The 430-nt window shown below is 40.2% G+C and carries 1 protein-coding gene; it reads right to left on the bottom strand.

Annotated elements, in window-relative coordinates; genetic code table 11:
• Nucleotides 1-430 (bottom strand): reverse transcriptase domain-containing protein (locus PZE06_RS26370; protein ID WP_263641573.1); only part of this gene is annotated, 430 nt, incomplete at both ends.

Below are 430 nucleotides of genomic sequence, written 5' to 3'. Positions count from 1 at the left end.
AGTAAGGGAGATAAGTTTCCTCCTTGCGGAGTGCCTATCACTGTTTCCTTATATTCTTCATCAATTTGTACGCCACTCACCAAGAATTTACGGATGAGTGAGATTACGTCCCCATCATCAATGGTTCTCGATATGAGATTCATTAACCTATCATGGTGTACAGTATCAAAGAAACGTTCTAAATCAATATCTACAATCCAATCGTAACCATCATTCATGAACTCTAACGCTTTTAGGATGGCCATTTCGGCATAACGTCTCGGTCTGAAACCATAGCTGTATTCGCTGAACTGTTTATCGAAAATCGGTGTCAGTACTTGTGCAATCGCCTGTTGAATAACTCTGTCTAGGACAGTTGGAATTCCTAATAAGCGTTTTCCACCATTTGATTTTGGAATTTCAACCCTTAGGACTGGCTGTGGTTGGTATT

It is taken from the genome of Robertmurraya sp. DFI.2.37 (assembly GCF_029211245.1).
In the GTDB taxonomy this organism is placed as follows: Bacteria; Bacillota; Bacilli; order Bacillales; family Cytobacillaceae; genus Robertmurraya; species Robertmurraya methanolica_A.
This window is presented reverse-complemented; position numbering and strand designations above follow the sequence as displayed.